General features: G+C 43.7%; 19 protein-coding genes, 1 pseudogene and 1 riboswitch. Of the genes and pseudogenes, 1 reads left to right on the top strand and 19 read right to left on the bottom strand.

Features of this window, described 5'->3' with window-relative positions; translation table 11 throughout:
- Nucleotides 1-4: 4 nt before the first annotated feature.
- The 17 genes from rsmD to gdhA form a co-directional block, all read right to left on the bottom strand.
- Nucleotides 5-571 carry a 16S rRNA (guanine(966)-N(2))-methyltransferase RsmD gene (rsmD, locus tag BM101_RS02670; RefSeq protein ID WP_087030391.1) on the bottom strand — a complete coding sequence of 189 codons (567 nt, stop codon included), beginning with the start codon at nucleotides 569-571 and terminating at the stop codon, nucleotides 5-7.
- A 54-nt stretch (nucleotides 572-625) separates the two neighbouring features.
- The gene (locus BM101_RS02665; RefSeq protein WP_087030388.1) at nucleotides 626-946 is read right to left on the bottom strand and encodes a YlbG family protein; all 321 of its coding nucleotides are present in this window, start codon (nucleotides 944-946) and stop codon (nucleotides 626-628) included.
- Nucleotides 943-1,395, bottom strand: coding sequence for a YlbF family regulator (locus BM101_RS02660; protein WP_087030385.1), 453 nt, complete (start codon nucleotides 1,393-1,395; stop codon nucleotides 943-945). Before BM101_RS02660 ends, BM101_RS02665 begins: the two co-directional genes overlap by 4 nt.
- A 76-nt stretch (nucleotides 1,396-1,471) precedes the next feature.
- Nucleotides 1,472-2,518, bottom strand: a complete 1,047-nt coding sequence (locus tag BM101_RS02655) for a CAP-associated domain-containing protein (protein ID WP_087030382.1) — start codon at nucleotides 2,516-2,518, stop codon at nucleotides 1,472-1,474.
- Between the two features lie 119 nt (nucleotides 2,519-2,637).
- Nucleotides 2,638-3,801 (bottom strand): putative lipid II flippase FtsW, encoded by a 1,164-nt coding sequence (ftsW, locus tag BM101_RS02650; protein ID WP_177194334.1) that lies wholly within the window; start codon nucleotides 3,799-3,801, stop codon nucleotides 2,638-2,640.
- Between the two features lie 8 nt (nucleotides 3,802-3,809).
- On the bottom strand, nucleotides 3,810-4,109 hold the full coding sequence (locus tag BM101_RS02645; RefSeq protein WP_087030376.1) for a DUF1507 family protein: 300 nt from the start codon (nucleotides 4,107-4,109) through the stop codon (nucleotides 3,810-3,812).
- Nucleotides 4,110-4,261: 152 nt separating this feature from the next.
- Complete coding sequence (gene typA, locus BM101_RS02640; protein WP_087030373.1) at nucleotides 4,262-6,100, bottom strand: translational GTPase TypA; 1,839 nt, start codon at nucleotides 6,098-6,100, stop codon at nucleotides 4,262-4,264.
- 545 nt (nucleotides 6,101-6,645) lie between these two features.
- Entirely contained in the window at nucleotides 6,646-7,920 is a 1,275-nt protein-coding gene (gene icd, locus BM101_RS02635) for an NADP-dependent isocitrate dehydrogenase (RefSeq protein ID WP_087030371.1), read from the bottom strand.
- The gene (locus tag BM101_RS02630) at nucleotides 7,917-9,065 is read right to left on the bottom strand and encodes a citrate/2-methylcitrate synthase (protein ID WP_087030368.1); all 1,149 of its coding nucleotides are present in this window, start codon (nucleotides 9,063-9,065) and stop codon (nucleotides 7,917-7,919) included. The genes icd and BM101_RS02630 overlap by 4 nt, the downstream gene beginning before the upstream one ends.
- A gap of 52 nt (nucleotides 9,066-9,117) precedes the next feature.
- Complete coding sequence (gene acnA, locus BM101_RS02625; RefSeq protein WP_409373489.1) at nucleotides 9,118-11,829, bottom strand: aconitate hydratase AcnA; 2,712 nt, start codon at nucleotides 11,827-11,829, stop codon at nucleotides 9,118-9,120.
- Between the two features lie 445 nt (nucleotides 11,830-12,274).
- Entirely contained in the window at nucleotides 12,275-13,060 is a 786-nt protein-coding gene (locus tag BM101_RS02620; protein WP_245825574.1) for an inositol monophosphatase family protein, read from the bottom strand.
- A gap of 46 nt (nucleotides 13,061-13,106) precedes the next feature.
- A complete protein-coding gene (locus tag BM101_RS02615; protein WP_087030363.1) occupies nucleotides 13,107-13,391 on the bottom strand; it encodes a UPF0223 family protein in 285 nt (94 codons plus the stop codon).
- Nucleotides 13,392-13,490: 99 nt separating this feature from the next.
- Nucleotides 13,491-14,897 carry a dihydrolipoyl dehydrogenase gene (gene lpdA / locus BM101_RS02610; protein WP_087030360.1) on the bottom strand — a complete coding sequence of 469 codons (1,407 nt, stop codon included), beginning with the start codon at nucleotides 14,895-14,897 and terminating at the stop codon, nucleotides 13,491-13,493.
- Nucleotides 14,898-14,906: 9 nt separating this feature from the next.
- Nucleotides 14,907-16,517, bottom strand: a complete 1,611-nt coding sequence (locus BM101_RS02605) for a 2-oxo acid dehydrogenase subunit E2 (RefSeq protein ID WP_087030357.1) — start codon at nucleotides 16,515-16,517, stop codon at nucleotides 14,907-14,909.
- 106 nt (nucleotides 16,518-16,623) lie between these two features.
- A complete protein-coding gene (locus tag BM101_RS02600; protein WP_087030354.1) occupies nucleotides 16,624-17,601 on the bottom strand; it encodes an alpha-ketoacid dehydrogenase subunit beta in 978 nt (325 codons plus the stop codon).
- Nucleotides 17,602-17,603: 2 nt separating this feature from the next.
- Entirely contained in the window at nucleotides 17,604-18,713 is a 1,110-nt protein-coding gene (pdhA, locus tag BM101_RS02595) for a pyruvate dehydrogenase (acetyl-transferring) E1 component subunit alpha (RefSeq protein ID WP_087030351.1), read from the bottom strand.
- A 598-nt stretch (nucleotides 18,714-19,311) separates the two neighbouring features.
- Complete coding sequence (gdhA, locus tag BM101_RS02590) at nucleotides 19,312-20,658, bottom strand: NADP-specific glutamate dehydrogenase (RefSeq protein ID WP_087030349.1); 1,347 nt, start codon at nucleotides 20,656-20,658, stop codon at nucleotides 19,312-19,314.
- 227 nt (nucleotides 20,659-20,885) lie between these two features.
- Here gdhA and def point away from each other — a divergent pair, with 227 nt between their 5' ends.
- Entirely contained in the window at nucleotides 20,886-21,446 is a 561-nt protein-coding gene (gene def / locus BM101_RS02585) for a peptide deformylase (RefSeq protein ID WP_087030346.1), read from the top strand.
- Nucleotides 21,447-21,506: 60 nt separating this feature from the next.
- On the opposite strand, the gene BM101_RS02580 is transcribed toward def, so the two are convergent.
- Both BM101_RS02580 and BM101_RS14335 read right to left on the bottom strand, forming a co-directional pair.
- Nucleotides 21,507-22,244 carry an amino acid ABC transporter ATP-binding protein gene (locus BM101_RS02580; RefSeq protein WP_087030343.1) on the bottom strand — a complete coding sequence of 246 codons (738 nt, stop codon included), beginning with the start codon at nucleotides 22,242-22,244 and terminating at the stop codon, nucleotides 21,507-21,509.
- A 22-nt stretch (nucleotides 22,245-22,266) separates the two neighbouring features.
- Nucleotides 22,267-23,950: pseudogene (locus BM101_RS14335) on the bottom strand (ABC transporter permease subunit).
- 185 nt (nucleotides 23,951-24,135) lie between these two features.
- Nucleotides 24,136-24,292, bottom strand: a riboswitch (Lysine riboswitch).
- Nucleotides 24,293-24,658 lie beyond the last annotated feature (366 nt).

The raw sequence follows: 24,658 nt of genomic DNA, 5'->3' as shown, positions 1-24,658 counted from the left end.
CCAATCACTCCTCAGTTTGGAACTCAAATATTTCTATTGCAATGGTTCCATATGTCGCCCGTCTTATTTTTCCGTAATGCTGTATGGTTTCAGGCAGCTCATTTTCCTTCGCCATTTCACAGACAAAGACTGTATCTTCATTGGCTAGTTTTAGGCCGATCATCGCTTCAATATCGGCTACATATTTTGCTTCCGCATAAGGAGGATCCAAGAAAACCAAAGCAAATTGGACGCCGGGGTTTTCCGCGGCGAATACCTGCAGATTTCTGCGCGCATCCCCGGGATAGATTGTGAATTTACCACCCTCTTTTGTGATGGCGATGTTCTCTTTGATGGTGTCGATCGCCTTGCGATTTTTTTCAAACAAGACTGCTCTGCCTATCCCTCTCGAGACGGCTTCAATCGATAAGCCGCCGCTGCCGGCAAACATGTCCAAACTGACGCCACCATCAAAAAATGGTCCTATGATATTAAATAATGATTCTTTCACTTTATCCGTTGTCGGACGTGTATTGCTTCCTGGGACGCTTTTTAACCTGCGGCCTTTGTATTCTCCTGCGATAACCCGCATCTGACATCACCCATATATCCTATAGTATATTTTTACAGCTACCCTCAGCGCTTCTTAAAAAGTATATGTTTTTTCTTCGAAAGAATGTACTCCAAATTCATTTGGATCAAAGGAGTCCCCTTTTTTATCCGGCAAGGCATGTGCGAAAGTCATGTCAATATCCGGACGGTAGGACAATTCAACTTTACGGACAAAATGAAGTCCGTTTAATTTATCGACTGTTTCTTGTGCATCCTCTTGATCAACGTACAGAACGACATATTTTAACCTGTTGGAAACATAATGGATATAGCCAAATCGCTTCAAGTTTTTTATCTGTCTTAACGTGTAGACCCAGACGATGATTCCCTGTCTTTTTGTCAGTTCTAGACTCATTTGATGACCTCCCTACTTAAAATGTGCGTCTGGCAGGCTGCCGGCAAAGCGGCCTCCCCCGTTTGAAAGAACGGATCCCCGGCAGACACTAAAATATTCGGAGAAATGGCATGCGCGATTTTGTCTGAAACACTATCCAGAAGCAATTGCAGATCCCGCTCAGCCTTTCGGAATCGATAGACCGTTTCATCCAGATCCATTGCTCGCTTCGCTCGGTAAGCGGCTTGCTTTAGTTCCTGGAAGTCCGGAGCATACGCTTCATAAGCCTCGACTCCCGCGTATCCGGCTTTTGCTTCTTTGAATTTCCTGATTTTATCTTGAGCAGTTGCATTCTCATTCAGATTTTTTTTTGCATCCAAATACGTCTGCATGACCTTACTGGCGCAAATTGCATTTGCCAACCGATAAGCTTGATTTTCTAACGCAAAATACTCTTCATTGATAATCATACGATCCCCTGCTTTATCTTTTTGGCGTTGCCTACCATTCAGTATAGCTTTAATTTGTTACGGACTCAATACTTTTTCATTCCGGTTGTCCACCGAAAACAATGAGGTGATACTGCCGGTTGCAGGCAACAGCGCTGTTTTTTATCCGCTCGTCCTGCAGGAACGGATAAATTTTTTCATCCTGCATCATTGCAATGAATAATTGCGGCACATCATAGAACGGTTCATTGAACAGGAAATAGACGGTTTTATCCGGAAGCAGTTCGCTTATTTTATTGGAAATACGCTGTTCTGAAAGGGCGAATTTGGCCGTAAAATCATTGATTTCCTCATTGCGCGGGATAATCTGATCCGCGACAGCCTGCAGTTCTTCATTGGCTTGCAACGGTTCCACCCCGTGGTGCGTGCGCATCACCGCTAAAGCAGCCTTTATTTGAAGTGCGTTTTCGGCATCGCTGGCGGCGTCCCTTAACCACTCCTGTTTCTTCACTTCGTATTTCTTGTCTGAACTGACAGGGTAATATTCCATATCCATCAAAGCCTCATTCGAGAGGAAATACATGCCGTATACCGTCTGCGTCTGGACATCAAACAGGAGCATCAAAAAACTATCATTTTCAAATTGGAGCAACGGCGTCAACATTTGCTGCTGGTCCGTTACCTCCAACGCATACTCTTGCTTCCCGACGGATAGATGGAAATCTTTAGCCAAATAGCCTTCATCCAATATGTTGTCCCGATTCATTCCGATCGTAAACATTCCCGTATCGATTCTATCGCCTAAAATGAACAGCGACCGGATGACGCCATCCTTTACACCTACTTGAATGAAGTCTTGGGCAGTGTCCCCAAACGTCCACCACTCACTGCCGCCATAGGCAGTCCCTTTCCTCAAGGGTTCTCCATGTTTTGCTGTATAGGCTTCGATCGGTTGCCCTATATAAAATTCATAGCCCGTTACAGGCAACGGATACCCTTTTTCGGCATCAGTGGAGCTAGCTTCGGGATTCGGGAATCCCGGCTGCTGATGAATCTTTTCCGCAGGGTTTAATACAACCGGCAAAGAATAGGCAACAACAATAAGGATGCAAAATGATAAGGCTATCTTCCAAAAAAATTTCATCAACCGTTCCCCTTCCCGCCACCTGACTGATCCCCTAGCGTGACGATTCCATTATACTGTCATATTTTAATATTTAAAAAAAAGGAGAAACAAAAATATTGCCTCTCCCCTCTCATTAATCATTTTTTTAATCTTTCTTCTTTCGCTACCTGATCATTGATGTACATGTTGTTGACGATACCGATCGATACGGCTGATACCAGCATACTTGAACCGCCATAACTGACAAAAGGGAAGGTCACCCCGGTTAAGGGCATCACTCCAGTTGCCCCGCCGATGTTGATGACTCCTTGGATCAAAAACATCGTCCCTGTCCCGATGCAGACAAGTTGCGCAAACGGATCTTTCATTTTCAGACCATTCCTGAACATTCTGTAGACCATGTAGAAAAAGATCGACAAAACGACGATGATGGCGAGCAACCCCAGTTCTTCGCCAATAATGGATAAGATAAAGTCTGTATGGGCTTCGGGCAAATAGCCTGATTTCTGGATGCTCTCACCGATTCCGACGCCAAAAAGTCCACCCCTGCTCAATGCATAATAAGAGTTGACCACTTGATAGCCCGAGTTCTGGCTATCGGCAAAGGGATTGATGAAGGAAGTAATCCGTGCCATCTGGTATGACTGGAAAAGCGGAATGCTGTCCCCGAAAGCCTTCACAAGTGCGATGAGCGAAAAATAGCTTGCCATAATGAAGCCGAGAACCCCTACCCCATACTTCAACGGGATACCGCTATGCAAAAACAAAACCAAACAGATGAATGAGATGATGGCGGCTCCGCCAAGATCCGGTTGGATAAAAATAAGAGCAATGGCCAAAAGCGATACGATGCCGGGTTTCTTTATCGTCTGCCAAAAATCATCCTTTATTTTGGCTTGATTACCCGAAATAAAGAGTGCTAAGTACATAATCAACACAACTTTAATGAATTCTGCAGGCTGAAAGCCAAAGGATGATATGTATATCCACCCTCGCGCACCTTTCGTCGAAGTGCCCGCCACAATCAGATAAAACATGACCAAAAACAAAAGCACTAGGGCTGCATGTATTATATTTTTCCGTTTAAAAAAACGATTCGATAGCAGAGATATAAAAAACATGCTGAACATTCCTAAGACGGCAAAAACGATTTGCCTATAGAAGAAGTGCTCCGAATTGTTATACTCCGTCATAGCGCGATAGCTGCTTGAACTGTAGACCATCAATATCCCGATTCCCGAAAGGATGAAATAGGGGATAAGCAGTTTCCAATCCATATGAGCCAGTTTTTTCTTAATCATATGAACCATTAAACCCCTTTATTAGAGGAATCATTCTTTGTCTGATCAAAGAAATCATTGTACATGACATTCAAAGAAGACTCCAGGTCGCTCAGAATCTTCTGACCCGCTTCTTCGGAAATGATATCCAATTTGACTGCAAAGGCGACTTCACGTGAAAAACCATACATCTGCGTATCCACAACGTCTTCAAATGCGGGACAGCTTGCAAAGCATAGATGTTTTTTTTGACTGTTGATCAATGTATAAATTTTCTCAGCATCCTTCATCAGGATTTCTAAGGCAGCCGTTTTATTAATGCTTTCCATTGTTATTCCTCCCCTAAAAAGTTATTTCATTATAACACAAAACAAACCGGTTTTAAAAGCCGCCGAAAGTATTGGTCTGCCCGCTTAACCAAAAAAGGCCCGGGGATGTTTACCCCCGGACCCCTGTTAAGCAATGGAACCTATCCTGTTAATTATTCTGCTTTTTTCTTGCGTTTTGCAAATTTTTCACGTTCATTTTTATCCAAAATTTGTTTACGCAAACGGATGCTTTTCGGCGTGATTTCGCAATACTCATCCTCACCCATGAATTCGATTGATTCTTCTAGGGTCAACGTGCGCGGACGTTTGATTACGTTGGTTGAATCTTTGTTGGCTGAACGGATGTTGGTCATTTGTTTAGCTCTTGTAATATTAACTGCGATGTCGCTGTCGCGAGCATTTTCACCGACAACCATACCTTCGTAGATTTCCACACCTGGTTCAATAAAGATTGTTCCGCGGTCTTCAACACCCATGATACCGTAAGTTGTTGTTTTGCCCGTTTCAGTAGAAACAAGCGCACCTTTACTACGGCCACCGATTTTACCAGTCAATTCAGGCAAGTAAGATTCGAAAGTATGAGACATGATACCATAACCACGTGTTTGAGAAAGGAATTCTGTTGAATAGCCGATCAATCCACGAGAAGGTACTAGGAAGATCAAACGAACTTGGCCATTTCCATTGTTCTGCATATCTTGCATTTCAGCTTTTCTTTGGCTGATCGATTCGATTACAGAACCCATGTATTCTTCAGGGGTATCGATTTGAACGCGTTCAAACGGTTCGCATCTTACGCCATCAATAACTTTGATGATAACTTCTGGACGAGATACTTGCAATTCATAGCCTTCACGACGCATGTTTTCGATCAAGATCGCCAAATGCAATTCCCCACGGCCGGAAACGATCCAAGCATCAGGAGAGTCGGTAGGATCAACAAGCAAAGATACGTCTGTGTGCAATTGTTTCATCAAACGTTCTTCGATTTTACGAGAAGTAACCCATTTACCTTCGCGTCCTGCGAACGGTGAGTTATTTGTCAAGAATGTCATTTGTAAAGTAGGTTCGTCGATATGTAGGATCGGCAATGCTTCTTGATGGTCAACTGGTGTAACAGTTTCCCCAACGAAGATATCTTCCATACCTGACAAGGCGATCAAATCCCCTGCTTTAGCTTCATCGATTTCCACACGGTCTAAGCCGAAGAAACCAAATAATTTTGTTACGCGGAAGTTTTTAACTGATCCATCTAATTTAAGTAGAGATACATTGTCGCCGACTTTGATTGTTCCGCGGAACACACGGCCGATACCGATACGTCCAACGAAGTCGTTGTAATCAAGTAAAGCTACTTGGAATTGTAATGGTTCATCTGAGTTATCGATTGGAGCTGGGATATGTTCAATGATTGTATCAAAGACGTAATCCATCGTTGCTTCTTGCTTGCTTGGATCATCTGATAAGCTAGATGTTCCGTTCATAGCGGAAGCATAAACTACTGGGAATTCCAACTGTTCATCATCGGCACCAAGTTCGATAAATAATTCAAGAACTTCATCGACTACTTCTTGAGGTCTTGCAGTATCTTTATCGATTTTATTAACGACAACGATTGGGATTAGTTTTTGTTCTAACGCTTTTTTCAATACAAAACGCGTTTGTGGCATTGTGCCTTCGTAAGCATCGACTACAAGAACTACGCCATCAACCATACGCATGATACGTTCTACTTCTCCACCGAAGTCAGCATGGCCTGGTGTGTCCATGATGTTTACGCGTGTACCTTTGTATTGCACAGCTGTATTCTTCGCTAAAATAGTGATGCCGCGTTCTTTTTCGATATCATTGGAGTCCATTGCACGTTCCATAAGCTCAGTTCTAGCATTCAGTGTGTCTGATTGTTTCAATAACTCATCCACTAATGTTGTTTTACCATGGTCGACGTGGGCGATGATTGCAACATTGCGAATATCTTTTCTAAATTTCATTTGTTGTTTTCCTCCAAAATTCTTCTTGTTATTTCAGGGCTACTTTGATACGCCATCATATATTACTACATATTAAATCCCGATACTGTACTTGGACTTCTCATAAGTTTCGCAGCATTCATAATGAAAATACATTGAAAACTCATGAAGACAACTATCAACTTGTCCAGTCTATCACCTATCCGACAGTTTGAAAAGAAAAATGTTTTATGAAACGGCTTTCTTTCAAAAGTTTTTTATGTCTGTTCTAAGCGGCGGGATACTCGTTCTTTCCGAAATCAAGTAAAACCCTTATTTTCCCTATCATCCCGCGAAAAAATTCAAATTCATGCTATTCCCCAAAAAAATAGAGTCCAGGACGCTTTTGTCCCAGACTCGTTCTTATTTCCTGGCAATTAATCAAAAACGTGTTCCAAGAAGCAGACCCGACGTCACTTCACGCATAATGCTCAGGTGGTCCGTGACCAACCTCCGCTTATGCGCTCCAGTGATGCGGATCTAAACGCTTTTTATCTCACTCTCTACCTTGTTCTATCCAATTTACCTTACATATTCTCAACGACTAAATCAGCGAATTTCGAACAGCTGACTTTTTGCGCTTTTTCATCATCCATCAAATAATAAAAATCACGGGTGACTGTCTTGTTCGCGATCGTTTTCTCAATGCCGGCTACAATGGAAGCGCTGACTTCATTCCAGCCGAGATAATCGAACATCATCGCTCCAGAGAGCAATAAGGAAGAGGGATTCAATTCATCCAGCCCGGCAAATTCCGGTGCAGTTCCATGTGTCGCCTCAAAAATGGCATGCCCGGTATCCGGATTGATGTTGGCTCCCGGTGCGATTCCAATACCACCGACTTGAGCTGCCAAAGCATCCGAAATATAGTCGCCATTCAAATTCAAGGTGGCAATGACATCATAATTTTCCGGATTCATCAAAATTTCCTGAAGGAAGATGTCTGCGATACGGTCTTTGATGATCAACTTGCCTTCGTCAACCGCTTTTTGGTACAACGCATCGGCTGCTGCTCGCCCGTTGGTTGCCTTCTCGGCATCGTATTGGTTCCAGGTGAAGACCTTGTCGCCAAACTCTTCTTCCGCCAAAGCGTAGCCCCATTTTTTAAATCCGCCTTCGGTAAACTTCATGATATTGCCTTTATGGACCAACGTCACCGAAGTACGGTTGTTTTCTAACGCATACTCGATTGCGCTGCGGATCAAACGTTGGGATCCCTCAATGGATACCGGTTTGACGCCGATTGCCGATGTTTCAGGGAAACGAATCTTGTTCACCCCGAATTGTGTCTGCAGAATTTCGATCAAGCGGTTCGCTTCTTCGCTTTGCGCTTCGAATTCAATTCCGGCATAGCAATCTTCCGTGTTTTCTCTAAAGATGACCATATCTGTTTTTTCCGGGTGCTTCAAAGGTGAAGGAACGCCGTTGAAATAACGGACCGGACGTTGGCATACATACAGATCCAAGGTTTGTCTCAATGCAACATTCAACGAACGGATCCCCCCGCCGATTGGTGTCGTCAAAGGCCCCTTAATGGCCACTAAATATTCTCTGATGGTATCCATCGTTTCATCCGGCAACCATGAACCGGTCGTATCGAAAGCTTTCCCTCCGGCCAATACTTCTGTCCAAACCACTTTCCGTTTGTCTCCGTAAGCCTTTTCGACAGCCGCTTCAAATACTTTCTTGGATGCTTGCCAAATTTCAGGGCCGATGCCGTCCCCTTCTATGAATGGAATGACCGGGAAAGCAGGTACTTGCAGTCCCGTCTCACTCTGAATAATTTTTTCACCAACGGTCATTTTCTATCTCCTCCAATATGTTCTTCTTCATCCATCGGGGTATATGAGAGATTGGTCGGTCCCACATATTTTGAACGCGGGCGAATCAGCGTGTCTTCGCGTTGTTGTTCAAAAACGTGTCCTAACCAACCCGATACCCGGCTCATGGCGAATAGCAAAGTAAATAAATCATGTTCAATACCAAAGCAATGGTACACGGTGGCGGAATAGAAATCGACATTCGGGATCAAGCCTTTTTCTTTCAATAAATATTCTTCCACTTCACACGATAAGCTATACAATGCTTCTTTGCCGAAATCTTTTGATAATTGTTCCGCCATGCGCTTCAAATGTTTCTTGCGCGGATCTTCCGTTTTGTAGACACGGTGCCCGAAGCCCATGATTTTTTCTTTGTTGTCCAGTTTTTTCTTTAAATAGCCTGGAACATCGATTGGATCCGACTCGGAAATTTCCGAAAGCATATCAAAAACGCGTTCGTTGGCTCCACCGTGCAAAGGGCCTTTTAAGGCGCCGATAGCGCCTGTGATGCATGAATACACATCCGTAAGCGTGGATGCCGCAACTCGTGCAGTAAAGGTCGATGCATTCAAATCATGGTCAGCATGCAGAACCATGACATGGTTAAAAGCTTCGATAAGTTCTGGATTCGCCTCTTCGCCCGTCATCATGTATAGAAAATTAGCGACAAAGGATAAATCTTTGCGTGGGGCTATCGGATCTAACCCTCTGCGCAAACGTGCAAACGCAGCGATGATTGTCGGAATTTTCGCCTGAATCGATACGGCTTGAATATAGACCGATCGTTTATCGGTATCTTCTGCATAGGGATCAAAAACTCCCAGCAGAGAAACTGTCGTTCTCAGCACACTCATCGGATGAAGATTTTGGCGGCATTGAATTTTCAAACAGGCAACGACGCTTTCCGAAAGGGCCATATGTTCATGTAAATCTTCACACAACTGGTCATATTCTTTACGCGTCGGCATCCGCAAGTTCCATAATAAAAACACGATTTCTTCAAAAGTAACATTCTTTTCTACTAATTCATCAATATTATATCCTACATAAGATAAGTTACCCTCAACAATGGCACTCAGAGACGTTTCCGATACAACAACGTCCGCTAACCCTTTATGTACTTCCATAGTCTGACTCCCCTTCCAAAAAAAAATATAAGCGTCTGCTCAGGGATACACTTTAGACTGTATGACCCAATTTTTTACGAATAACCATCGGCAAAATGCCGCCGTGGCGATAATACGTCATATCCACTTCAGAATCAAAACGCGCAACGGTCTGGAAGCGAATCTCTTCCCCGTTGTCTTTCACGGCTACTACGGTAACTTCCTCATGAATCCCGATAGCATCATGTAACGCAATATTAATTTTCTCTGAACCTGTCAGACCTAAACTATCCGCATCTTCGCCTTCTTTGAATTGCAAAGGCAAGACTCCCATCATGACCAAGTTGGAGCGGTGGATCCGTTCATAGCTTTTCGCGATTACAGCTTGAACGCCCAACAGTTTTACGCCTTTAGCTGCCCAGTCGCGGGAAGAACCCATCCCGTAATCGTCCCCAGCCAAAATGACCAAACCAGTGCCGTCATTACGATATTTTTCTGATGCATCATAGATGCTCGTCTCTTCCATCGTCGGCCAGTAGACGGTAAATCCGCCTTCTTTTGATGGAACCAGTTGGTTGCGGATGCGGATATTCGCTAACGTACCGCGCATCATCACTTCATGGTTTCCTCTTCTGGATCCATATGAGTTGAAGTCACGAACGCCCAACCCTTTAGAAGACAAATATTTACCGGCTGGCGTGCTGCCATCGATATACCCGGCTGGCGAAATATGGTCAGTCGTTACCGAATCACCAAATTTAGCTAAGATAGCCAGTTCTTTTAATCCCTCTATTGGTTCAGGAGTGGGTGACAGATTTTCAAAGAATGGCGGATTGGCAATATAGGTTGATTCCTCATCCCATTGGTACAAGGCATCGTCATTCGTTTCGATGGCATTCCATTCCGCGTTATCATCAAACACATGCAAATATTCTTCTTTAAACAATGCAGGTGTTACAAATTCTTGAATCATCTCTTCAACCGCTTTTCTTTCCGGCCATAGGTCCGAAAGATAGACGGGTTGCCCATCCTGATTGTGTCCCAACGGTTCCGTCTTCAAATCGATGTCCATCGTGCCGGCCAAAGCATAGGCTACGACCAATGGCGGCGAAGCCAAATAATTCGCTTTTACTGCTGCGTGAATGCGCCCTTCAAAATTCCGGTTCCCGCTTAAGACTGATGAAACCAACAGATCATTTGCTTTGATGGCCTCTTCTATTTCCGGCAATAACGGTCCGGAATTCCCGATGCAGGTCGTGCAGCCATAACCTACGATATCAAATCCAAGTTTTTCCAAATAAGGCAACAACCCAGCATTATCCAAATAGGCCGTCACAACTTTTGACCCTGGCGCTAATGACGTCTTCACAAATTTAGGGACAGTCAAGCCCAATTCAACAGCACGTTTGGCCAAAAGTCCGGCGCTTAACATGACATAAGGGTTCGAGGTGTTTGTACAGCTGGTGATGGCCGCTATGGCTATATCACCAGTCTTCATTTGGACCGTTTCATCATTGATGGCAAATGAAACGACCTTATCGATTTCTTCTTGATTCAAACCGAATCCCGCATTTCCTTTTGGAGCCCGCAAAACGGTTTGGAAATCTTTTTTCAATTTTGAAACCGGCACTAGATCCTGCGGACGTTTTGGACCCGCAACGTTCGCTTCAATTGTACTCAAGTCGATCTCAACCACGACCGTATAAGTCGGTTCCGGATCCGCCGCACTGTAATAGAGATCGTTTGCTTTAACATATGCGTCCACAACATGGATGTGTTTTTCATCTCTACCCGTCAATCTCAAGTAATTGATCACTTCGTCATCGACCGGGAAGAAACCGCAAGTAGCTCCATATTCAGGCGCCATATTGGCAATGGTCGCGCGATCGGCCAAGGTCAAGGAAGACAATCCCGGACCGAAGAATTCGACAAACTTTCCGACCACTTTTAATTCACGCAATGTCTGCGTTACTTTCAAAGCCAAGTCGGTAGCTGTCGCCGCTTCTTTAAGCTCATTCACAAAACGGACGCCCACCACTTCGGGAATCGGGAAATAAGAAGGTTCCCCCAACATGCTGGCTTCCGCTTCAATACCACCCACACCCCAACCAAGGACACCTAAAGCATTCACCATGGTTGTGTGAGAGTCTGTACCGACTAAAGTATCCGGATAAAGGACAGACTGATTTTCATTGATTTCTTTTTCTGTAACTACGGACGCCAAATATTCGACGTTCACTTGGTGGACAATCCCCGTTGCCGGAGGGACAACCCGATAGTTATCGAATGCTTTTTGAGCCCAGCTCAGGAATTGATACCGTTCTTGATTGCGCAAAAATTCCATACGCATATTTGCCAATAAGGCTTGTGGTGATCCGTAAGAATCGACCTGCACCGAATGGTCGATGACCAAATCAACCGGAACTTCAGGGTTGATCAAGTCAGGATCCCCACCCAAGTCGTAAACCGTCTTTCTTAAGGAGGCTAAATCAACCACGGCCGGAACCCCAGTGAAATCCTGCAAAATGACACGCGCCGGTTTAAAAGGTATTTCACCTTCATTTTTCCCAGTTGCTGACCAGTTAGCTAGGCTGACGATATGTTCTGGCTTGATGCCACTTTCTCCAACTTGTCGCAGCAAAGATTCCAGCAACACACGTATGGAAAAAGGTAATTTCCCGATTTCGATATTCTCATTTATTTCTAATTTTTTTAATTTATAGTAATCATACTGATGATTATCCAAACTAAAAGAAGCCAATACATTTTGATTATGCTTTTCCACAAAATAACCTCCCGTTTTATCATCTTTCAAATTCATTGAATACGGAAATTATACTCATATTTCCTTTAATTGTAAACATTTCAGCTAATATTACCAATATCCATCTAAAAATTTTTAGTTAAATCCTCACATCCTAATGTCATATTTGCGAAAAATACATCTCTTGTATAATTTCCCCGCGTATATCATCCTCTTTTTTTGAACCGTTTAACTCCACATTTTTTTACTCATTTTTCTCATTAATTATTCATTTTGTTCACATTTTGTGATTATTCACATTATTTTCATGTGAATTATTTTTTGTGCTCGCAAAAACGGGGGATGCATTGTTAACATCAATCCAAGATGCAATGCGAGATTTTATAACATTGCTAGCGATAACAAAAAAGAACGTAATGCAATATTTAACATTACGCTCTTCTTGTCCGGAACCAAAAAATACATTTCATAACTGCCCGACAGAAAAGTTGGCCATTATCTCTTGATAAGTGAAGGGAGTAGCTACAATCACCGCATTATTCTTTAAAAGATTGATTGACTGCCCGTTCAACTGTCTGTATACGAGGCCTACCTCTTCCGCGATGATCTTGCCTGCAGCAATATCCCACGGAGCCAGCGAAGGTGCGATGTAGGCCACCAATTTCCCAGAAGCGACCAACGCCGTCTCCAAGCCAGCTGACCCGACCATGCGCAGACCGCTGCTCGCTTTCCCGATTTTACGGGCCTCATCTTCATCAGCGGCGATCAAACGATGGCTGATCGCCACTAATCCTTCCGCCAAAGGAATATCTTCTATCTTTTTCAGGCGCTTGCCATTGCAAAAGGCGCCCTTACCTTTGATTGCCCAAAACATTTCATCATGCATGACATCGTAGATGTAGCCTAGGCGACCCTCCCCATTCTCATAGACGCCAATCATGATGGCAAAATTCGATTGTTGTTTAATAAAATTCAAGGTTCCGTCGATCGGATCGACAATCCAGACAATCCCTTTTAAATCCGTTATATCATGCCCTATGGTCTCTTCGCCCATAATCCGTTCATCAGGAAAAGCGGCACTGATTTTTTCATATAAAAACAGTTCAATCGTCTTATCCATGTTCGTGACCAAATCTGTGCGGGAAGTTTTTTCTTGAATCTCCAATTTTTCATGAAAAGATGCCTTCAGCAAACCTGCAGCTTCTCTCATCCACATTTTAATGAGACCATCTCTTTTTTCGATTCGATCCAACGAAACCGCTCCCTTCGCTATAGTCGGCTATCAACGGGCCTTCCCGTTATTTTTTGTCTTCACCCAGAAAAATAGTATCCTTGCCGCTGTTCTTCACTGCCTGCAGCACTCTGTAAAGCGAATAGCTGGATTCTTTTTCGAACATATTGCCGTATTTCTTCTCTTCGCCGGTGGATGGGAGGACTGTTTTGAATTCGCGGTACGCCCGCATGAACTCAGCTTTTTTGATGCCTTTCTCATAGGCGGCTTCGACCGCATTCCATAATTTGATGACTTTGACTATTTCTTCTTGAGACCATTCCACTTCAAATGGATAATCATAGTTTTGCATTTTCTTTCCTCCAATTGTATTCCCTCATTAATCCTAAGTATAAAAAAAAGAAGACCCGAATACAAGCTTCGGGCCCTCCTAAATATTTCAAATGTGAGATTAGATGTGAATAGGCATACCCAATGCCAATTCAGCAGCATCCATAATCGTTTCTGATAATGATGGATGACCGTGGATTGTCAATGCGATATCTTCCGCGTTCATTCCCGCTTCGATTGCCAAACCGAGTTCAGCGATCACTTCGCTTGCGTTGACGCCGGCAACTTGTGCACCAACCAGAACGTTGCCTTCTTTGGTTGTAACAAGACGGACGAAGCCTTCCGTTTGATTCAATGATAAAGCACGTCCATTTCCGGATAATGGGAATTTAGATGCTTTGACATCAAGCCCTTTGTCTTTCGCTTCAGCTGCAGTAAGGCCGATGGTAGCTAATTCAGGATCCGTGAATGCCACACCAGGCATCGCGCGGTAATCAACGGCAGAAGGATGTCCAGAAATCGCTTCAGCAGCAATTTTAGCTTCGTAGCTGGCTTTATGAGCCAATGCCGCACCCGGAACGATGTCTCCGATTGCGAAGATATGTTTCACGTTTGTGCGGCCTTGGTTGTCGACTTTGACCAATCCGCGATCGGTCATTTCAACGCCGACCACTTCAAGACCTAAATCATCCGTATTCGGGCGACGGCCTACAGTAACCATAACGTAATCAGCTTCGATAGATTCTTCCTTACCGTTTGCTTCATATTTAACGGTTACGCTGTCTCCGTTATCAACGGCTTCTTTAGCCATTGCTTTGGTAACAACCGTAACGCCTTTTTCTTGGAATGATTTCTCAACGAATTTAACCATATCTTTTTCGAATGTAGGCAGAATTTGTGGAGAGCCTTCCAGAATGGTAACTTCTGCGCCTAGGTTAGCGTATGCTCCGCCTAGTTCAGTTCCGATGACACCGCCACCGACGATGACCAATTTTTTAGGAACTTCCGTCAAGTTCAACCCGCCAGTCGAATCGATGACGCGTCCGCCGAATTTGAAGCCTTTGATTTCGATCGGGCGGCTTCCCGTAGCGATGATCGCATTTTTGAAAGTATACGTTTGTGCTGCATCAGCAGTGAAAACACGCAATGTTTCGCCGTCATTGAAGAAAGCATTTCCACGGATGATTTCAACTTTGTTTTTCTTCAACAAGTATTCAACGCCGTTCGTCAATGTTTTAACGACCTTGTTGTCTTTCCATTCTTGTGTTTTTGTGAAGTCCAGTTTCACATTTTCGGTTGTCACACCGAAAACAGATGAATCCAAAGCTTCTTGGTAATGATGGCCTGCAGAAATCAAGGCTTTAGAAGGGATGCAGCCGACGTTTAAACAAACGCCTCCGATCCATTCTCTTTCGATGATCGCTACTTTTTGTCCTAATTGCGCAGCGCGGATGGCAGCCACATAGCCGCCAGGTCCTGCTCCTACAACAACTGTATCTAAATCAATCGGGAAATCTCCTACTACCATTGTTTATCCTCACCCTTCCATTAATAATAATTCTGGATCAGCCAATAATCTCTTGATGTTGTTCATTGCCTTCTGGGCTGTAGCGCCATCAACGATACGGTGGTCGAAGCTCAATGATAATTTCATTACGCGACCAACTGCTAATTCGCCTTCAGCGTTAACGATAGCTTGTTGTGCAATGGTACCTACACCCAAGATAGCTACTTCAGGGTAATTGATGACTGGCGTAAAGAATCCGCCGCCGACAGAACCGATGTTACTGATTGTTACAGAACCGTTTCTCATATCAGCTGCAGCTAATTTGCCTTCATGTGCTTGGGCTGCCATTGCGTTGATTTCATCAGCGATTTTGAACATGCCTTTCGTATTAGCGTTCTTCACGTTAGGGACATACAAACCATTATCCGTATCTGTTGCGATACCGATATTGATGTAGTTTTTAAGGACGATTTCTTGTGCAGCATCATCGATAGAAGCATTCAAGATAGGGAATTCACGGACTGTAGCCGCCAACGCTTTAACGACGTACGGCAAGAAAGTAAGTTTTGTTCCTTGCGCTGCAGCAACGTCTTTGAATTTCTTACGGTGATCCCAAAGTTTAGAAACTTCAACTTCATCGAATAAAGTTACATGCGGTGCCGTATGCTTGCTGTTTACCATTGCTTTTGCAATTGCTTTTCTTGTTGGAGACATTTTTTCACGTGTTTCCATTTCGCCCATTGTTGAAGTGAATGGTTGCGCTGGCGCTGCAGGTGCTGCTGAAGCCGAAGTCGTTGCCGCTGCAACTGTTGTTGCTGAAGCAGATACAGCTGCTTGTGTTTGTGCTGGCGCTGCTGAACCGAAGTTATCGATGTCTTCTTTAACGACACGCCCACCTTTGCCGGTAGCAACAACTAAGCTGATGTCAACGCCTTTTTCACGCGCATATTGACGAACGGAAGGCATAGCCAATACTTGTTTGTTAGGGTTTGAAGCCGCAACCACGCCGCTTACCATTGGTGCTGCTGAAACCGCTGCGGCTGTTTGAGCTGCTGGTGCCGCTGCTGCAGGACCGTTATGACCAGGTGCGTCGATTTCCACTAATACATCACCGATGACGGCTACTGTACCTACTGGTGCAACGATGCGAACAACTTTACCAGTTACGGGAGATGGGATCTCCTCCACTGATTTGTCGTTTTGCACTTCGACCAAAGTGTCATCTTCGTTGATTGTATCGCCTTCTTTGATAGACCAAGAAACGATTTCACCTTCCATGATGCCTTCGCCCAATGCAGGCAATTTGAATTGGAAGTAACCGCCGGTAGCTGCTGGTGTTGCTGCCGGTGTTGCAGGTGTTGCTACTGCAGGCGTTGCCGCTGGAGTTGCATCAGATTCATAACCAGGCGCATCGATTTCCACCAATACATCGCCGATAACGGCTACCGTCCCGACTGGTGCAACGATTTTCAAGACTTTGCCAGTCACTGGCGAGGGAATCTCTTCTACTGATTTGTCGTTTTGTACTTCTAATAAAGTGTCATCTTCGTTGATTGTGTCGCCTTCTTTGATTGACCAAGAAACGATTTCACCTTCCATGATACCTTCGCCCAATGCAGGCAATTTGAATTTAAAAGACATTTTGTTAACTTCCCTTCATTAATATCTATTTTTGGTTTCTCCCATACGAAAGCGAACAAATACAATTCTGATTGCACGGAATTGTATTTGTCCGAACTTTCAATGATTAGAAATTATAAGTTTCTCTAACTTTGGCTTCGATATCTGATGCATTCGGCAACCAAAGCGTTTCTGCTTGGCCAAACGGGAAGATAGTGTCTGGAGCAGCCACACGACCGATAGGAGCTTCTAATGAAAGAACTGCTCTTTCAGCGATTTCAGACATCACCATAGCGCCTACGCCAGCTTGACGTTGTGCCTCTTGGACAACAACAACACGGCCAGTTTTTTCTACAGAAGCAATGATCGTTTCGATATCCAATGGAGATACTGTACGCAAATCGACAACCTCTACCGAGATACCTTCTTTTTCAAGCGTTTCTGCTGCTTTGATCGCTTCGCGGACCATAGCGCCATAGGTAATGACAGATACGTCAGTACCTTCTTTTGTGATAGCTGCTTTTCCTAGAGGGACAGTGTATGCTTCAGCAGGAACTTCTTCGCGGAATGAACGGTACAATTTCATATGTTCCAAGAAAATAACCGGATCGTTATCACGGATAGCTGAAATCAATAGTCCTTTTGCATCGTATGGATTTGAAGGGATAACAACTTTGATACCTGGTGATTGAGCCATTAAGCCTTCCAAATTATCCGAGTGCAATTCAGGAGTATGAACGCCTCCGCCAAATGGTGAACGGATTACGATCGGAATATTGCGTGTTCCAGCCATACGGTAACGCGTACGTGCAGCTTGTGCCACGATTGAATCCATTACTTCAAAGACAAAACCGAAGAATTGGATTTCCGGAACAGGACGGAACCCTTCCAAAGCTAAACCAAATGCCAATCCGCCGATACCAGATTCAGCTAAAGGAGTATCAAATACACGGTCCTCACCGAATTTTTCTTGAAGTCCTTGCGTGGCGCGGAATACGCCGCCGTTTTTACCTACGTCTTCCCCAAATATCAGGACGTTAGGATCGTTTTCAAGTTCAATTGCAAGTGCATCAGTGATGGCTTGAATCATTGTAAGTTGTGCCATGATTATTTATTCTCCTTTGCTTCAAACTGTTTGATTTGTTCTGCGATTGTTATCGTTGGTTCTTCAAACATACTCTTCAAGAAATCAGAAACTTTTTGTTTCGGTGCTTGGTCAGCTTCTTTGATGGCTTCTTTAATTTCTTCTTTAGTAGCTTCGATGACTTCATTTTCTTTCTCTTCAGACCAAAGTCCTTTTGCAGTCAAGTATTTACGCATACGGATTAGAGGGTCTTTTGCTTGCCAACCTTCTAATTCAGCAGTGTCACGGTAACGCGTTGGATCATCACCAGATAAAGTATGCGGTCCAAAACGGTAAGTGATTGTTTCGATCAACACAGGGCCATTTCCGGCCACAGCATATTCTCTCGCTTTTTTCGTAACAGCATAAACAGCCAGGAAGTCCATACCGTCAACCTGAATACCAGGAATACCGGCAGCCACAGCCTTTTGAGCCAATGTTGGAGCTGCAGTTTGCACGTGACGAGGTGTCGAAATTGCCCAACCGTTGTTTTGGACAACGAAGATGCCAGGAGCTTTGTAAGCACCAGCAAAGTTGATTCCTTCATAGAAGTCCCCTTGTGATGTACCGCCGTCACCTGTATAAGTGATTGCAACATTTTTCTTGTTACGTTTTTTCAATCCTAAAGCTACACCAGCAGATTGTACATATTGTGCACCGATGATGATTTGAGGAGGCAAGGCTTGCAGGTCTGCTGCATATTTATTTCCATCAACATGGCCTCTTGACCATAAGAATGCTTGCGCTAAAGGTAAGCCGTGTTTGATTAATTGCGGAACATCACGGTAACCAGGAAGCAAAACGTCTTCCTTTTCGATTGCTGCGATACTTCCCAATTGACTAGCTTCCTGTCCTGCAGTTGGAGCATAGAACCCTAATCTACCTTGACGGTTTAAAGCAGTTGAACGTTCGTGTAAAATTCTGGACCATACCATATCTGTCATGAATTGAACTAATTGTTCATCAGATAAATCTGGCATAAGGTCAGGATTTACAATGTTCCCTTCTTCGTCCATGATTTGAACCATGCGAAAATCTGTGTTTGTGCTGCTTAATAATGCGTCAAGATCAATAGTTGTTTTTTTCGTAGCCATGCTAACACATTCCTCTCTTTTCCTTAAAAATTTCATATCCATCGAATGATGTTTATACAGCTGAGTTGAACTGTATCAGCCCTCAGCTATTACACGAACAATTTACCATGCCAAAGAAATTTATGCAAGGACAAAAGCTCCGCTTCACATCCCACATCCAGAAAATCGATTACCGCTTATTTGTAAGCGCTCCAATTAATTTAAATGCTCATTGTTTAACGAACCCGGAACAGCAATATCATCTGCTTATTTATCCGTTTCTATTATATTTCCAATTATCATCCATCTATCAACTCCAATAAAACTGTATTATATACGGAAATATTCTGTATTATACCTTAAACTAAAACGATTGACAGAATAGGCTTTCAAAGCTATAACAGTTTTTTCTGAATTTCATTCCCATTCACGCATGCTGTTTTCGCACTTTCAAAATAAAGACAATCATCTTTTTTCCGCCCCCCCCTAAAAATTTAATTCATTCATGAAATCACAATCTTATTAATTGTTACAAAAAAATGAAACATTGAAATAAGCCCAAAAAAGGCGAAAAAAAAAAGCTATTTCAGAACTGAAATAGCTTTTTCTCATCATTTTTTTAGACTAATCCTTGATACATCATAGCATCTGCAACCTGTACAAAAGCAGCAATATTAGCGCCAGCCAAATAATTCCCTGCCATTCCGTATGCTTCAGCTGTTTTTTCTGCTGTTTTAAAGATGTTCTCCATGATCTCTTTCAGCTTATTATCCACTTCTTCAAACGTCCAGTGGCTGTGCGCACTGTTTTGCGCCATTTCAAGCGCTGAAGTTGCTACGCCACCTGCATTGGCCGCTTTAGCCGGTCCATAATAGACGTTGTTTTCTGCGTAGATATGAACGGCTTCAAGCGTACTCGGCATGTTTGCCCCTTCGCTGACACAATAAACGCCTGCCTTAACCAATCTTTCCGCTTGCTCTTTACCGATTTCATTTTGTGTAGCACACGGCAACGCGATATCATATGCCAAATCGAAGTCCCAAACACTACCTGCATAGTAAGTCGCTGTCTCTTTTTCAGCAGCATACGCTGTCAGACGTTCCCGACGAACTTCTTTGATATCCTGCAACAAGGCCACATCGATACCTGCTTCATCGTAGATATATCCGTTTGAATCGGAACACGCCACAACGGTGCCGCCAAATTCGTGAACTTTTTCGATTGCGTAGATAGCAACATTGCCGCTTCCTGAAACAACAACTTTTTGATCTTTGAATGCTTTCCCGTTCGCTTTCAGCATTTCTTGTGTGTAATACACCAGACCATATCCTGTAGCTTCGGTACGTGCTAAACTGCCGTTCATAACAACCGGTTTACCGGTCAATACACCCGCTTCGGCACCGTTCAGGCGCTTGTATTGGCCATACAAGTAGCCAATTTCGCGTCCGCCTACCCCGATATCGCCGGCTGGAACATCGATAGTCGGCCCGATATGTTTTTGCAGTTCCGTCATGAATGATTGACAAAAACGCATAACCTCAGCATCCGTTTTCCCTTTAGGATCGAAGTCGGAACCGCCTTTACCGCCCCCGATAGGCAATCCGGTCAAGCTGTTTTTGAAAATTTGTTCAAAACCCAAGAATTTCAAAATACTCTCATTGACAGTCGGATGGAAACGCAAGCCGCCTTTGTAAGGTCCGATTGCCGAGTTGAATTGAACACGGAATCCTTTATTGACTTGAACTTCGCCTTTGTCATCCATCCACGGGATACGGAATGTGATGATGCGCTCTGGTTCGACCAGTCTTTCCAGGATATTCCACTTGATGTATTGCGGATTCTTTTCTAAAGCAGGTTCAAGGGTATCAAATAACTCTCTTACTGCTTGTAGGAATTCAGTTTGGTGTGGGCCTCTGTCTTCTACCTTTTTGTAGACTTGTTCGATATATTTTTTTGCTGCTGTCATATTTTCATCTCTTCTTTCGGCATCAATTTTTCAGAAAAGCACTGTAATACCAATAGCGGTATAACCATTCTTTTCATTTTCTCATTTTACACACTAATGTGAGGATTGACAAGAAATAAGTCACTGGCTTTTTTTTTTCGTAACGTGTACTATTACATATGAAGTGTTTTAAGGTTTGTCCGTTTAATCATTTCGCTACTATAAAGATACAAAGGAGTAATGCACGCATGATTACCATGGACGATATTATCCGTGAAGGGCATCCGACTTTAAGAAGAGTCGCTGATGAAGTTTCTTTCCCGTTGTCTGATGCTGATAAAAAGGTTGCAGAAGAAATGATGCAATTCCTGAGGAACAGCCAAGATGAAAAAATTGCTGAAGAGCTGGACTTACGCGCTGGTGTTGGATTGGCAGCGCCGCAGATCGACGTTTCAAAACGCATAATCGCCTTATTGATACCCGGTGAATACGAAGACGATCCGCCGGAATTGGAAAAAGTGATGTTCAACCCCAAAATCATCAGCCACGCCATCGAAAGCGCCTGTCTAAAAGGCGGTGAAGGCTGTCTATCTGTAGACCGCGAAGTTCCTGGTTTTGTCGTAAGGCATAGCCGGATCACCGTAACTTTCCAGGACGAAAAAGGCAATAGCTGTAAAGCCCGCTACAAGGGTTACCATGCGATTGTAGTCCAGCATGAAATCGATCATTTGAACGGCATCATGTTTTATGACCACATCAACGCAGAATCGCCATTCTCGGTCGATGACGACGTCATCATCATCGAATGAGCAGTGATGCAAAAAAAGAAGAACGGATAGGGTTTCAATACCTATCCGTTCTTCTTTTTTCTATTTCGACAAATATCTTTCCAAGAATTGCTTGGTGCGGACTTCTTTTGGATGATTGAAGATGTCATCCGGAGAACCTTGTTCCAGAATGACTCCTTGGTCCATGAAAATCACGCGGTCAGAAACTTCTTTCGCAAATTCCATTTCATGGGTAACCACAATCATGGTCAAACCGCTGTTCGCCAAATCTTTCATGACTTTCAATACTTCCCCCACCATCTCGGGGTCCAACGCGGACGTCGGCTCATCAAACAGCAGCGCATCCGGCTTCATTGACAATGCTCGCGCGATTGCGACACGTTGTTTTTGCCCACCCGATAACTGTTCTGGTTTGGCATTGATGAAATTCTCCATCCCGACCTGTTCGAGATAACCCATCGCGATTTTCTTCGCTGCCTCCTCAGGTTGCTTCAATATTTTGGCAGGTCCTACCGTGCAATTATGCAAAACATCCATGTTGTTGAATAGGTTGAATTGTTGGAAAACCATGCCTAATTTGCTGCGGTACGCAAAAATGTCATGTTTGGAGTCCAAAATATTCTCGCCATTGTAGATGATTTCGCCAGCTGTCGGTTTTTCCAAGAGGTTAATGCACCGCAATAAGGTCGATTTCCCGGAACCGGATGAGCCGATGATACACACGACTTCCCCTTTATTGACGCTGAAATCAATATCTTTCAATACTTCATGCTGACCGAAGTTTTTCTTTAAATGCTGTATATCAATTACTTTTCCCATCGCGTTACCCCTCCTATCCCAATTAATTTGCTCTGTCTCTTCCAGCTTGCTTTTTGACGGCCAACGATTCCGGTGTCGTCAATTGATCTTGCCCAGCACCCATCATAAGATAGTTGTCCGGCCCTTGCATTTTCCTTTCAAGCGCACGCAAGATGCGTGTTATCGTAAAAGTCATGACGAAATAAATCAGGGAGGCTACGAAGAATGATTCAAAGTAGCGGAAATTATTCCCTGCGATGGATTTAGTCGTGAAGAACAATTCCGAAACGGAAATAACATTCAGCACCGATGTATCTTTGATGTTGATGACAAATTCATTACCGGTTGCCGGTAAAATATTGCGGATCACTTGGGGCATGACGACATTCCTCATAGTTTGCAAATGGTTCATACCAATTGCCTGCGCCGCTTCAAATTGTCCCTTATCGATCGAAATGATTCCCCCGCGCACAATTTCAGACATATAGGCACCCGTATTGATGGACACGATCAGAAGTGCGGCAACAATACGGTTCATGTCGATATTGAATGCCAATGCGGCTCCGTAATAGATGACCATGGATTGCACAATCATCGGAGTCCCACGGAAAATCTCGATGTAACAAGACAACAGGAAATTAACGATTTTATATCCAGGTTTTTTCCATCCGGATTCCGCAACCGGAATCGTCCGGATGACACCAATCAACAATCCGATACCCAATCCGATGATTGTCCCTGTTAAAGCAATATATAACGTTGTCCACGAACCGGATAAAAACTGTCTCCAGTTTTCTTCGACGATCCGGATAACCCAACTAAAATCCATTTCTTAAACTCCCTCTTAACGACCTATTTTGCTTGCCTTACTTAGCTGACGGCTGATTCAAAACAGCATCTTTCATCATTTGAACGCGTTCTTCTGCTGTGATGCCGCTCAAGATTGCATTGATTTTGTCTTTCAATTCACTGCCTTTGATCAATCCGATGGCGATTTCCGAATCTGCCGGTGCCAATTCAAAAGTATCAGCCTTGTCCAATTCAATCATTTTAAATGCAGGGTTGGCAGCCGAAGCACTTAAGGCTTCCGGACGTTCTGATACATACGCATCGATGGTGCCTGATTCCAAGGCTACACGCATGGATGTGAAGCTATCCATTGCCGGTTGTTTTTTAACATCCTTGATCTGATCGATCACATCGTAGTGCAATGTATTCAATTGGGCAGTCACTTTTGCTCCCGAGAAGTCGGATAATTTTGTCGCATTGGCATAAGCGCCATCTGATTTCACAACCATAACCAATTCAGTCGTGTAATAAGAATCCGTAAAGTCAATGGCTTCCTTACGCGCGTCAGTCGGAGACATCCCTGCTACGATGGCATCGATTTTCGATGAAACCAAGGCCGGAACCAATCCGTCCCATTCCGTCTTGACGATGACCAATTTTTTGCCCAGTCCTTCAGCAACTTTTTTAGCCATTTGGACGTCATAACCACCGGCATAGCCATCCGCGCCATCGATTTTCACTGCACCGTTGCTGTCATCGTTTTGGGTCCAGTTGAAAGGCGGATACCCAGCTTCCATACCTACGACAAACTTTTCCGAACCAGCGGAGCTTGTACCGGCTGTGGCTGATGAGTCTTTAGTCGCTCCATTTCCGCATCCCGCCAATACAAATAAGCCAAACAATACTGCGAACGTTTTTTTGAATGTTTTTCCTGTCATCTTTTTTCCTCCTAATAGTATATGCATTTTTCTTTATGTCATCAAAAAAATAACCAGCGTATTATATCGTTCCCCATCCCTCCAAGCATAGTGATCACCGAACCAATAACAGCCTAATTTCTCCCGAAACGCAAAAAATAGACTATAAAGCAAAAGGCTCTATAATCTAGCTTCCTTCTGCCCACAACATTAAAAGTACTTCACGGACGATTTTGGGCAAATCGAACAGACAGTGCTAGGCTTATTTAACCTAGTCCCAATGCAGATTTTCTCTGTATTTCGGCGAACATCCCTTTCAAACAAATTGTTTTACTCTTAATGCACGCGGCCTCTTTTAACATTGTTATTATTGCATGATTCCATTGTCTGCTATTATACTGTACCAAAATTCAATTTGCAACCCAAAGGCGCACCTGCTTTGTCCAAGAAAACGCCCGGATAGTGCACTCTTATACCATCTAATTCACACAAATAGATGAAATGGATTTTAGCCACTTCATCTGTTTGTGTGAGCGCAAGTTCGTATGAATGGAAGCAGAAAGGTGGAAGCGAATATGATCCATGTGGATGAAGCAATTTACCCTGTGAACTACTCACGACTCAAGTCGCGAGCTTCCTACGAACTCCTTCCTTGCCTGCGTATGTCTTTACAGACAGAGGGAATGGATATGGGTAGGCTCAAAAGGCAGTCCCTGCCTCATTGTTTTT

Origin of the sequence: Trichococcus palustris (assembly GCF_900114465.1) — a bacterium.
In the GTDB taxonomy this organism is placed as follows: Bacteria; Bacillota; Bacilli; order Lactobacillales; family Aerococcaceae; genus Trichococcus; species Trichococcus palustris.
Note: the sequence above shows the minus strand (reverse complement) of the source record. Positions and strands in the feature narration are given on the sequence as shown.

Excerpts from the sequence above, each read along its gene's own strand:
- def (WP_087030346.1), top strand. The coding sequence starts at position 20,886 with ATGATTACCATGGACGATATTATCCGTGAAGGGCATCCGACTTTAAGA.
- BM101_RS02580 (WP_087030343.1), bottom strand. The coding sequence starts at position 22,244 with ATGGGAAAAGTAATTGATATACAGCATTTAAAGAAAAACTTCGGTCAG.
- icd (WP_087030371.1), bottom strand. The coding sequence starts at position 7,920 with ATGACCGTTGGTGAAAAAATTATTCAGAGTGAGACGGGACTGCAAGTA.
- BM101_RS02665 (WP_087030388.1), bottom strand. The coding sequence starts at position 946 with ATGAGTCTAGAACTGACAAAAAGACAGGGAATCATCGTCTGGGTCTAC.
- BM101_RS02615 (WP_087030363.1), bottom strand. The coding sequence starts at position 13,391 with ATGCAAAACTATGATTATCCATTTGAAGTGGAATGGTCTCAAGAAGAA.
- BM101_RS02630 (WP_087030368.1), bottom strand. The coding sequence starts at position 9,065 with ATGGAAGTACATAAAGGGTTAGCGGACGTTGTTGTATCGGAAACGTCT.
- BM101_RS02605 (WP_087030357.1), bottom strand. The coding sequence starts at position 16,517 with ATGTCTTTTAAATTCAAATTGCCTGCATTGGGCGAAGGTATCATGGAA.
- BM101_RS02660 (WP_087030385.1), bottom strand. The coding sequence starts at position 1,395 with ATGATTATCAATGAAGAGTATTTTGCGTTAGAAAATCAAGCTTATCGG.
- BM101_RS02645 (WP_087030376.1), bottom strand. The coding sequence starts at position 4,109 with ATGGAAAGCATTAATAAAACGGCTGCCTTAGAAATCCTGATGAAGGAT.
- pdhA (WP_087030351.1), bottom strand. The coding sequence starts at position 18,713 with ATGGCTACGAAAAAAACAACTATTGATCTTGACGCATTATTAAGCAGC.
- gdhA (WP_087030349.1), bottom strand. The coding sequence starts at position 20,658 with ATGACAGCAGCAAAAAAATATATCGAACAAGTCTACAAAAAGGTAGAA.
- BM101_RS02655 (WP_087030382.1), bottom strand. The coding sequence starts at position 2,518 with ATGAAATTTTTTTGGAAGATAGCCTTATCATTTTGCATCCTTATTGTT.
- rsmD (WP_087030391.1), bottom strand. The coding sequence starts at position 571 with ATGCGGGTTATCGCAGGAGAATACAAAGGCCGCAGGTTAAAAAGCGTC.
- BM101_RS02600 (WP_087030354.1), bottom strand. The coding sequence starts at position 17,601 with ATGGCACAACTTACAATGATTCAAGCCATCACTGATGCACTTGCAATT.
- ftsW (WP_177194334.1), bottom strand. The coding sequence starts at position 3,801 with ATGATTAAGAAAAAACTGGCTCATATGGATTGGAAACTGCTTATCCCC.
- lpdA (WP_087030360.1), bottom strand. The coding sequence starts at position 14,897 with ATGGTAGTAGGAGATTTCCCGATTGATTTAGATACAGTTGTTGTAGGA.
- typA (WP_087030373.1), bottom strand. The coding sequence starts at position 6,100 with ATGAAATTTAGAAAAGATATTCGCAATGTTGCAATCATCGCCCACGTC.